This is a genomic window from Streptomyces sp. NPDC001406 (assembly GCF_042895285.1).
Taxonomy (GTDB): domain Bacteria; phylum Actinomycetota; class Actinomycetes; order Streptomycetales; family Streptomycetaceae; genus Streptomyces.
In genome coordinates, this window is sequence record NZ_JBIAWG010000036.1 from 21,023 (window position 1) to 30,225 (window position 9,203).

At 69.0% G+C, this 9,203-nt stretch carries 7 protein-coding genes; 3 read left to right on the forward strand and 4 right to left on the reverse strand.

The features are described 5' to 3' along the window. Positions 1–52: 52 nt before the first annotated feature. The 3 genes from ACFY1J_RS44815 to ACFY1J_RS44825 form a co-directional block, all read right to left on the reverse strand. Positions 53–1,849, reverse strand: a complete 1,797-nt coding sequence (locus tag ACFY1J_RS44815; protein WP_390733227.1) for an acyl-CoA dehydrogenase — start codon at positions 1,847–1,849, stop codon at positions 53–55. Positions 1,850–2,013: 164 nt separating this feature from the next. Further along, positions 2,014–2,802, reverse strand: a complete 789-nt coding sequence (locus ACFY1J_RS44820; RefSeq protein WP_390733228.1) for an SDR family NAD(P)-dependent oxidoreductase — start codon at positions 2,800–2,802, stop codon at positions 2,014–2,016. Between the two features lie 226 nt (positions 2,803–3,028). Continuing rightward, positions 3,029–4,186 (reverse strand): acyl-CoA dehydrogenase family protein, encoded by a 1,158-nt coding sequence (locus ACFY1J_RS44825; protein WP_390733229.1) that lies wholly within the window; start codon positions 4,184–4,186, stop codon positions 3,029–3,031. A gap of 462 nt (positions 4,187–4,648) precedes the next feature. Here ACFY1J_RS44825 and ACFY1J_RS44830 point away from each other — a divergent pair, with 462 nt between their 5' ends. Beyond that, entirely contained in the window at positions 4,649–5,761 is a 1,113-nt protein-coding gene (locus tag ACFY1J_RS44830; protein WP_390733230.1) for an NDMA-dependent alcohol dehydrogenase, read from the forward strand. Between the two features lie 305 nt (positions 5,762–6,066). Beyond that, positions 6,067–6,639: a LuxR C-terminal-related transcriptional regulator gene (locus ACFY1J_RS44835; protein WP_390733231.1), complete on the forward strand. Its 573-nt coding sequence runs from the start codon at positions 6,067–6,069 to the stop codon at positions 6,637–6,639. A 71-nt stretch (positions 6,640–6,710) separates the two neighbouring features. Here the strand turns inward: ACFY1J_RS44835 and ACFY1J_RS44840 are convergent, their stop codons facing one another. After that, positions 6,711–7,304 carry a TetR/AcrR family transcriptional regulator gene (locus ACFY1J_RS44840; RefSeq protein ID WP_390733232.1) on the reverse strand — a complete coding sequence of 198 codons (594 nt, stop codon included), beginning with the start codon at positions 7,302–7,304 and terminating at the stop codon, positions 6,711–6,713. Between the two features lie 369 nt (positions 7,305–7,673). Here ACFY1J_RS44840 and ACFY1J_RS44845 point away from each other — a divergent pair, with 369 nt between their 5' ends. Continuing rightward, positions 7,674–9,047, forward strand: a complete 1,374-nt coding sequence (locus ACFY1J_RS44845) for an NAD-dependent succinate-semialdehyde dehydrogenase (protein WP_390733233.1) — start codon at positions 7,674–7,676, stop codon at positions 9,045–9,047. Positions 9,048–9,203 lie beyond the last annotated feature (156 nt).

Here is a 9,203-nt window from a genome sequence, read left to right on the forward strand (position 1 = left end):
GGCGCGGGAACCGCGACGTCCGCGATTCCCGCGCCCCGGGCGGCCCCGTGGATCAGAACCACTCGGGCCGGCAGTCCCTCGTCGTGCGGTCCAGGCTGTCCAGCAGGTCGAACTGGGCTGCCGTACGCGGGAGTTCCCAGCGGAAGAAGTACCGGGCCGCCTGCCGCTTGCCCTCACGGAAGTCGTCCGTGTCGTCCCCCAGCGCCAGGAACTGCTCCAGCCAGATCCAGGCCAGCACCACATGGCCGACGGCTTCCAGGTAGACGGAGGCGTTGGCCAGCGCGGTCGCGGGGTCTGCCGGCGACCACAGGGTGGTGGTGGTCCGCTCGACGCGGGCCGCGGCCTGCTCCAACCGGGCCGCCATTTCGGCCGCTTCGCCGTCGGCCGCCGTCGCCCGGGCCGTGGTGGCCGTGAGGGTCTCGAGAAGCAGCCTCAGCCCTTCACCGCCGTTCATGACGACCTTGCGGCCGAGCAGGTCCAGTCCGTGGATGCCGTGGGTGCCCTCGTGAATGGGGTTGAGCCGGTTGTCCCGGTAGAACTGCTCGACGTTGTACTCCCGGGTGTAGCCATAACCGCCGTGCACCTGGATGGCGAGGTCGTTGGCCGCCAGGCACCACTGCGACGGCCAGCTCTTGGCGATGGGCGTCAGGACGTCCAGCAGCAGCCGGGCGCGGGCGCGCTCGGACTCCTGCTCGGCGGTGTGCTCCTCGTCGAGGAGACGGCTGCAGTACAGGACGAGGGCGAGCGCACCCTCCGCGTAGCTCTTCTGGGCCAGCAGCATCCGCCGTACGTCGGCGTGCTCGATGATGGGGACCTGCGGGGCGTCGGCGTTCTTGCCCGTCAGCGGGCGCCCCTGGGGACGGGTGCGGGCGTAGTCGAGGGCGTGCAGATAGCCGGTGTAGCCGAGCGCCGCGGCACCCTGACCGACACCGATGCGCGCCTCGTTCATCATATGGAACATGTACGCGAGCCCCTGGTGGGCCTCGCCCACCAGGTATCCCACGGCGCCGGGGGCTCCGGCCGGGGTGTACCGGCCCTCGCCGAAGTTGAGCAGGGTGTTGGTGGTGCCCCGGTAGCCCATCTTGTGGTTGAGGCCGGCCAGTACCACGTCGTTGCGCTCTCCCAGGGTGCCGTCCGGCCCGACGAGGAACTTGGGCACGACGAAGAGGGAGATGCCCTTGACGCCCGCCGGGCCGCCGGGGATCTTGGCCAGCACCAGGTGGACGATGTTCTCGCTCAGGTCGTGGTCGCCACCGGAGATCCACATCTTGGTGCCCGAAATCCTGTAGGTGCCGTCACCCTGCGGCACCGCCCTGGTGGTGATGTCGGCCAGCGAGGATCCCGCCTGGGGTTCGGAGAGGCACATGGTGCCGAAGAAGCGGCCCTCGACCATGGGGCGCACGTAGGTTTCGATCTGCTCCTTGCTGCCGTGCGCCTGGAGCAGGTTGGCATTGCCCACGGTGAGGAACGGGTAGGCGGCGGTGCTGATGTTGGCGGCCTGGAACCACGCCATGCAGGAGTTCGCGACGACGGCAGGCAGCTGCTGTCCACCGATGTCGTAGTCCATGGCAGCGCCCGTCAGGCCGGCCTCGGCGAAGACCCGCAGGGCTTCCCCGACCTCCGGGATGATGTGCACCCGCTCGCCGTCGAAGTGGGGCTCGATCGTGTCGTTCTTCTTGTTGTGCGGGGCGAAGTGCCGGGTGGCGACGGCCTCGCTCAGCTCCAGGACCGCGTCGAAGGTGTCCCGGTCGTGGTCGGCGTAGCGGGGGCGGCGGGTCAGCGCTGTCACGTCCAGCCAGTCGTGGAGCAGGAAATCGAGGTCGCGCCGGGAGAGCAGCAGAGAGTCCATGGTCAGGCATCCGATCGGGAGGGCGGGGGAAACGGCCGGCGAGCCGGGATACTAAGCGGTCGCTCAGGTCGGGTCAACGCGAGCGCCGCACGGCGGCTCCGGCAAGTGCCGTGACCGCCGGCGTCCGCGAGAGGGGTGGACCTGCCGGCGGTCACGAGCGGGGGTCACTGCGCGGTGTAGCCGCCGTCGACGACGAGCACCTGCCCCGTCATGAAGTCCGAGGCGGCCGACGCGAGGAAGACGGCCGGCCCCGCGTACTCCTCCGGCTGGGACCAACGGCCCTGCGGCGTCGTCTTCCTGACATACGCCGCCAGCGCCTCGTTCCCCTTGAGATCACCCAGCATCGCGGTCTCGACGTACCCCGGTGCGATCGCGTTCACCTGGACGTTCTTGCGTGCCCATTCGAGGGCGACGGCCTTGGTGAGGCCGACCAGGCCGTGCTTGGCGGCGATGTAGGCGCTGTTGTCGCGGATGCCGACGAGGCCGAGCACCGACGCGATGTTGATGACCTTGCCGCCACCGTCCTTGAGGAACGGGGACGCGGCCCGGATCATCACCCAGCAGGACTGCAGGTTCAGCTCCTGGACCCGCTGGAAGACCGTGAGGTCGGTGTCCTCGATCGACGAGTCGTGGTCGTCCGCGGCGTTGTTGACCAGGATGTCGATGCCGCCAAGCCGTTCGGCGGCAACGGCGACCGCCGCCGCCACGGCCTGCGGGGAACGGAGATCGCTCGCATGGACGTCAAGGCTTCCGGGGGCGCCCTCGGCGAGCGCCGCCGTCTCCTTGAGGCCGCCCTCGGAGCGGGCCATGCCGATGACGTGCGCGCCCCGCTGCGCGAAGGCGATCGCGATCGCCCGGCCGATGCCGCGGCTGGCGCCGGTGACGACGGCGCGTCGCCCGGTGAGGTCGAAGATGTCAGCGGATCCGTCTGCTGAAGTCTTGGTCGAGTTCATGGCCGGAGCATGCAAGCAGGAAGCCGAGGCAGCCCAGGTGCGCGGCCATGACCTGCCCAGTTGGGTGATGCCGGTGCAGGGGCACTCAGCTGGCGTCGCCCCCGGCCGGGCATCGTTTCCCAGTCCGTGACCGCGCGCGCACGCCGTGGACGGCAATGTCATGGAAAAGAAGGGGCGGGCTGGTCGGGGAGATCGACCAGCCCGCCTTCCGGCGTGGAGCGCGGCCTCAGAGGCCCATGCCCTTGGCGATGATCATCTTCATCACCTCGGACGTGCCGCCGTAGATGCGGTTGACCCGGCTGTCGGCGTACAGGCGGGCGATCGGGTACTCGTTGATGTAGCCGTAGCCGCCGTGCAGTTGCAGGCAGCGGTCGATGACCCGGTCCGCCACCTCCGTGCAGAACAGCTTGACGCTCGCGGCCTCGGCCGGCGTCAGCTCACCCGCGTCCAGGGCCTCCAGCGCGCGGTCGGTGACGGCTTCGGCCGCGTCCACGTCGGCCTGGCAGACCGCCAGTTCGAACCTGGTGTTCTGGAAGTGGGCCACCGGCTTTCCGAAGACAGTGCGCTGTGCGACGTACTCCTGCGCGAAACGCACTGCCGCGGCGGCCTGCGCATAGGCGCTGTGGGCGATGCCCCAGCGCTCGGACGACAGGTTCCTGCCGAGGTAGGAGAAGCCCTTGTTCTCTTCACCCAGCAGATCCTCGGCCGGTACCTTGACGTCGACGAACGCCAGCTCGGCGGTGTCGGAGGTCCTCAGACCGAGCTTGTCCAGCTTGCGGCCGATGGAGTAACCCTCGGACTTGGTGTCGACCGCGAACAGCGAGAGGCCGAAGCGGCGGTCGTCCTCGCGCGGCGGTGCCGTGCGGGCGCAGACGATGACGCGGTCGGCGTGGACGCCACCGGTGATGAAGGTCTTGGCGCCGTTGAGGACGTAGTGCGTGCCGTCCTCGGAGAGCTTGGCCGTGGTCTTCACGCCGGCGACGTCCGAGCCGGTTCCCGGCTCGGTCATGGCGAGCGCCCACATCTCCTCGCCTGTGACGAACTTCGGCAGGTACCGCTTCTTCTGCTCATCGGTGGCGAGCATCGTGATGTAGGGCAGCGAGAGCAGCACGTGCGCACCGGTGCAGCCGAACAGGACGCCCGCGCGGGCGGTCTCCTCGGCGAGCACGGCTTCGAACTTGTGCGTGTCCAGGCCCGCGCCGCCGAACTCCTCGGGCACACTGATGCCGAAGATGCCCAGCTCACCCAGTTGGTGATAGAAGCCTCGCGGCACCTGGCCGGCCGCGTACCACTCGTCGTAGACGGGGAGCACCTCGGCCTCGATGAAGGAACGAAGGGTCTGGCGGAAGGACTCGTGGTCCTCGTCGAACACGGTGCGGTGCATGGGTCTTTCCTTCGACAAGAGGGGTCGGGCAGCACGGTCGGCCGCCCTGCGTAGGTCAGTTGCAACTCGTCGATCGACGTCCGGTGGGCAGGAGAAGTACGAGAAGGTGTGGGCCTCGCGCATCTCGTCCCGGAAACCGCGCACACTGAGCCGCTGACCGACGGCGAGGCGCGCCTGACAGCAAAGCGTCACCCGCACAACGCGCCGACCCGCGCTGCCTGATCCGCACCCGGTTGGGGGACTGGGCTGGTCATCCGCCTCGGGGCCGCCGAGACAGCGGCGTCCGCTCCAGCCGGGCGGCAGCCGGTCCCCCAAGTGGGCGATGTTCCCCGCCGAAGCGGTCGTGGCCGTACCGCCCGCTGCTTACTTCAGGGGCTTCGTTCGCCCTACATGATCCACCGGTACCTGGCCTTCCGGAGGAGGGCGACACATCGGATCATGTCCCGACCAGGGGAGACACCCATGAAGACCAAAGCCGCCGTCCTGACCGGCCTCAACCAGCCGTTCGAGGTCCTCGAACTCGACCTGGACGGGCCGCGTGAGGGCGAGGTCCTGATCCGCTTCGTCGCGGCCGGCCTGTGCCACTCCGATCTCCATCTGCCGAGCGGCGACCTCCCGTCCCGACTGCCCATCGTCGCCGGCCACGAGGGAGCCGGAGTCATCGAGGAGGTCGGCCCCGGCGTCACCAAGGTCAAGCCCGGCGACCACGTCGTATGCAGCTTCATCCCCAGCTGCGGAATCTGCCGCTACTGCTCCACGGGCCGGCAGAACCTGTGCGACCTCGGCGAGTTCCTGCTGGACGGGCAGATGCTCGACGGCACGTTCCGCTTCCACCACGAGGGTACGGACGTCGGCGGCATGTGCTCACTCGGCACGTTCTCGCAGTATGCGACGGTGTCCCAGTACTCGGTGGTCAAGATCGACGAGTCGATCCCGCTGGAGAAGGCCGTCCTCGTCGGCTGCGGCGTCCCGTCCGGATGGGGTACCGCCGTCAACACCGGCAACGTGCGCGCCGGCGACACCACCGTCATCTTCGGTGCCGGTGGCCTCGGGATGAACACCGTGCAGGCCGCCGTTCACGCCGGCGCGAAGAACGTGGTGGTCGTCGACCCGCAGGAGTTCAAGCGCGAGACCGCCCTGAAGTTCGGCGCCACGCACGCCTTCGCCGACGCCGCGCAAGCACACGAGGCGATCACCGAGATGACCCGGGGCCAGATGGCCGACCAGGCCCTGGTCCTCGTCGGCACGGTCGACGAGACGGTGGTGCAGTCCGCCTTCTCGGCCATCGGCAAGGGCGGCGTCGTCGTCGTGACCGGTCTGGCGAACATGGAGCACCTCACGGTGCACGTCTCGGGCGCGGAACTGACGCTGTGGGAGAAGACGATCAAGGGCTCGCTCTTCGGCAGCTCCAACCCTCAGTACGACATCGTCAAGCTGCTCGGCCTCTACCAGGCCGGGCAGCTCAAGCTCGACGAGCTCATAACCCGGCAGTACCGGCTCGAAGAAGTCAACGAGGGGTACGAGGACCTGGTCGAGGGCCGGAACATCCGCGGCGTACTCATCCACGAACACTGAGGCACTGCCTCTCACAGCCTGGCGCGGTGCGGCCACACGGTCGCACCGCGCCGTTTCGTTTCCACCTCGCAGCGACCAGAGGTGACCCCGCTCACACAAACAGGTACCGGTGCAGGTAGTTCCCCGGGTGCCCCCGGAGCGGTCGGCCAGCAGTCTCAGAGGCGCAAACAAGCGTGAAACAGAGCCGTTCTCGAGGAGGAACGATGGGTGAAGTTCTCCCGCAGACCCGCCCACGGTGTGACATCAGCGCAGTGCTTGTCGGGCCGACCTCCGAGGACCGATGTCGGTTGCAGCGGGTCCTCTGCGTGGACGAGAACGAGCTGGTGCAGGCCGGATTGCGCTCGATTCTGTCGGACGAGCCATGGGTGGCGTCGTGCCTGGTGGCGGCGTCGGCCGAGATGGCATGGCATGTGGCCCAGCGGCATCATCCGCAACTGGTTCTGGTGAGTGCCTCGCTCGGTGGCAAGTCGGGACTGGAGCTGTGCCGGACGTTCAAGGAGCACATGTCGCACGTCCGGGTTGTGCTGATGTCGGGCGAGGGGCGCTTGTCCGCATCCATGGCTCTTCAGCACGGAGCGGTTGCCTCCCTTTCGAAGCACATGCCGCGGGCGGTCATCGCGGCCGCGCTGCGGCGCGTTGCCGAGGGGGCCCGGGTCTTCCCGATCGACGCGAAGCCGTCGGCTGTTCAGCTGTCCCCACGCGAGCTGGACATCCTGCAGCGCGTGGCCGCAGGGCTCAGCAATCCCGAGGTTGCGGCGTCGTTGAACCTCTCCCGGCACACCGTCAAGCAGCACACGAGCGCTGTCTACCGCAAGCTCGGCGTGCGCAACCGGGCGCAGGCGGCCAGCCGTGCCCAGGAACTCGGGCTCCTCGTCTGAGCCCGGCAACCATGCCGCGCCCGACTGCACGCCGGACCGCTTCCCACCTGCCATGGGCACCACGCACCCCGCTACCGGGGGTCTGCAGCTTCGTGACGGTCAACCGCGTGGCCTCGGCGTCGGCAAGGCATAGGTCTCGAAGTACGTGGCCACAAGGCGGCGGAGCTCGCCGATCGTGGCAGCGTCCCCGTCGGGGTCCGCCGGAACGCGACCTCGAAGAGACGGTGGCCGGTCTCCCAGGCCACCTGCATGACGAGCGGCGGTGTCCCGACGGGCAGAAGACCACGCTCGACGAGAACACGGAGCACCTGCATCGCCTGCGCCTCGTCGTAGGCGCGGACGATGTCGGCGACCTCGCCGGCGAACCACAGCTCGACGCAGCTCGGATGCCGCCGCAGGTAGTCCCACGTCGGGTCGATCACGGCGTCGACCGCGTCATGCAACGTGCGCACATCACGGCTGCTCAGCGAGGCACCCACCCGTGCCTCGAGCTCATGGCGCTGCGCGAGCAGGCTGTCGATCTGGTGCCGATCGGAGAAGTAGTGGTAGACGGACGCAGTCGGGATGCCCACCCGCTCACCGATCGCCTTCAGGGTGGCGGAGTCGTAGCCCTGCTCGCCGAGCAGCGCCTCCGCGGTTTCGAGAATGACCCGTCTGCGCTCCACCCCACGACGCTGTACCGCCGGGCGAACGGGTACCTGACTGAGCTCGGAGGCGCATGTCTGACACGACGCGGACCGTACCGCTCGTGCTCCCGGACTCCCTGGGTTCCCGAGAGGCCCTGCCCACCCGGGGGAGACAAGGCGTCCGTGCCGATGGATCCGCCGCCCCGAACGTCGTCTGTGCCGACAGCTGACGTCACCCGGGCGGCGGAGCTGTGTGCCCCGGCACGCCAGGCGGCGCGTCCTGTGCTGACGGAGTCCCGCCCTCGGACCTCCCCCGACTAGGGGGTCCTTGCGAACACCGGCGGCCAGTGCCGCGCCGGGTCGCCCAAGGTGGACGCCCAGCCTCAGCGATCGAGAAAGAAGGATGTCGTGAGTACCTACGCGGTTGTCGACCCCACCACCGGGGAGACCGTCAAGGAGTACGCCGCATTGTCGGACGACGAGCTGGCAGCGAAGCTCGACCGTGCCGACGCGGCGTACCGTACGTGGGGCCGTACCTCGTCGGCTGCGGAGCGCGCGACGCTGTTGCGCAACGCCGCGGTGCTGTTCGTGGAGCGTCGAGAGGTGCTGGCGACCATCATCAGCCGCGAGATGGGCAAGCCGACCAACCAGGGTGTTCTGGAGGTCGACTTCGCAGCCGCCATCTTCGAGTACTACGCGGACCATGCCGAGGAGTTCCTGGCCGACGAGCCGGTCCCGCTGGCGTGGGGCGAGGGCACCGCGGTGATCCGGCGCCAGCCCCTCGGGATCCTGCTGGGCGTCATGCCGTGGAACTACCCCTATTACCAGGTCGCGCGCTTCGCCGCGCCCAACCTGATGGCCGGGAACACCATTCTGCTCAAGCACGCCTCCCAGTGCCCTGAGTCCGCGGCGGCCATCGAGCAACTGCTGCTGGACGCCGGCTTCCCCACCGGCGCCTACGAGAACGTCTACGCCACCTATGCCCAGATCGACGCCGTCATCGCCGACCCCCGGGTCGCCGGTGTCTCGGTCACGGGGTCGGAAAAGGCCGGTGCGATGGTCGCGGCAACCGCCGGACGTCACCTCAAGAAGGCGGTCCTCGAGCTCGGCGGCTCGGACCCGTTCATCCTGCTGAGCACCGATGACCTCGACGCGGCCGTGGAGGCCGCGCTGGGTGCCCGCTTCTACGACAACGCCGGTCAGGCGTGCAACGGCGCGAAGCGGTACATCGTCATCGAAGAGCTCTACGACGCCTTCCTGGAGAAGGTGGTCTCGACGCTGGCCGAGCTCAAGCCGGGCGCTCCGGCCGCCGAGAACACCGTGCTCGGACCGGTCTCCTCGGTCGGCGCCGCGGAGGGGCTCGAGAAGCTGCTGAACCGTGCGATCGAGGGCGGAGCCAGGGTCGCGCTGGGCGGCACGCGCGACGGGAGCTTCTTCGATCCCACCGTCCTGGTCGACATCGACCCCGGTAACCAGGCAGCCAAGGAGGAGTTCTTCGGGCCGTTCGCACACGTGTACCGGGTGAGTTCGGAGGAGGAGGCGATCGCGGTCGCGAACGACACGCCGTTCGGTCTCGGCTCGTACGTGTTCACCACCGACCCCGAGCAGGCGCAGCGCATCGCCGACCGGATCGAGGCCGGCATGGTGTACGTCAACGTCGTCGGCGCCGAGGAGCCCGGCCTCCCGTTCGGTGGCGTCAAGCTGTCCGGCTTCGGTCGCGAGCTCGGTCGGTTCGGCGCCGAGGAGTTCGTCAACCGCAAGCTCATCCGGGTCGGCGCCTGACTATCCACCGACGCGTCAGAGTGGCGGGGGGGCCCCCCCGGGGGGGGGCGCCGGGGGGGGGGGGGGCCCCCCCCCCCCCCAGACAGCGGCGGCCCACGCCAAGCCCCCCAACACACACAACCCCCAGAGCGGCAGGGGGGCCCTGGCAGGTTGGGA

What these genes read in the sequence shown, in the direction of transcription:
- ACFY1J_RS44815 (WP_390733227.1), bottom strand. Translation starts at nt 1,849, where the DNA reads ATGGACTCTCTGCTGCTCTCCCGGCGCGACCTCGATTTCCTGCTCCAC.
- ACFY1J_RS44830 (WP_390733230.1), top strand. Translation starts at nt 4,649, where the DNA reads ATGAAGACCAAAGCCGCCGTCCTGACCGGCCTCAACCAGCCGTTCGAG.
- ACFY1J_RS44825 (WP_390733229.1), bottom strand. Translation starts at nt 4,186, where the DNA reads ATGCACCGCACCGTGTTCGACGAGGACCACGAGTCCTTCCGCCAGACC.
- ACFY1J_RS44820 (WP_390733228.1), bottom strand. Translation starts at nt 2,802, where the DNA reads ATGAACTCGACCAAGACTTCAGCAGACGGATCCGCTGACATCTTCGAC.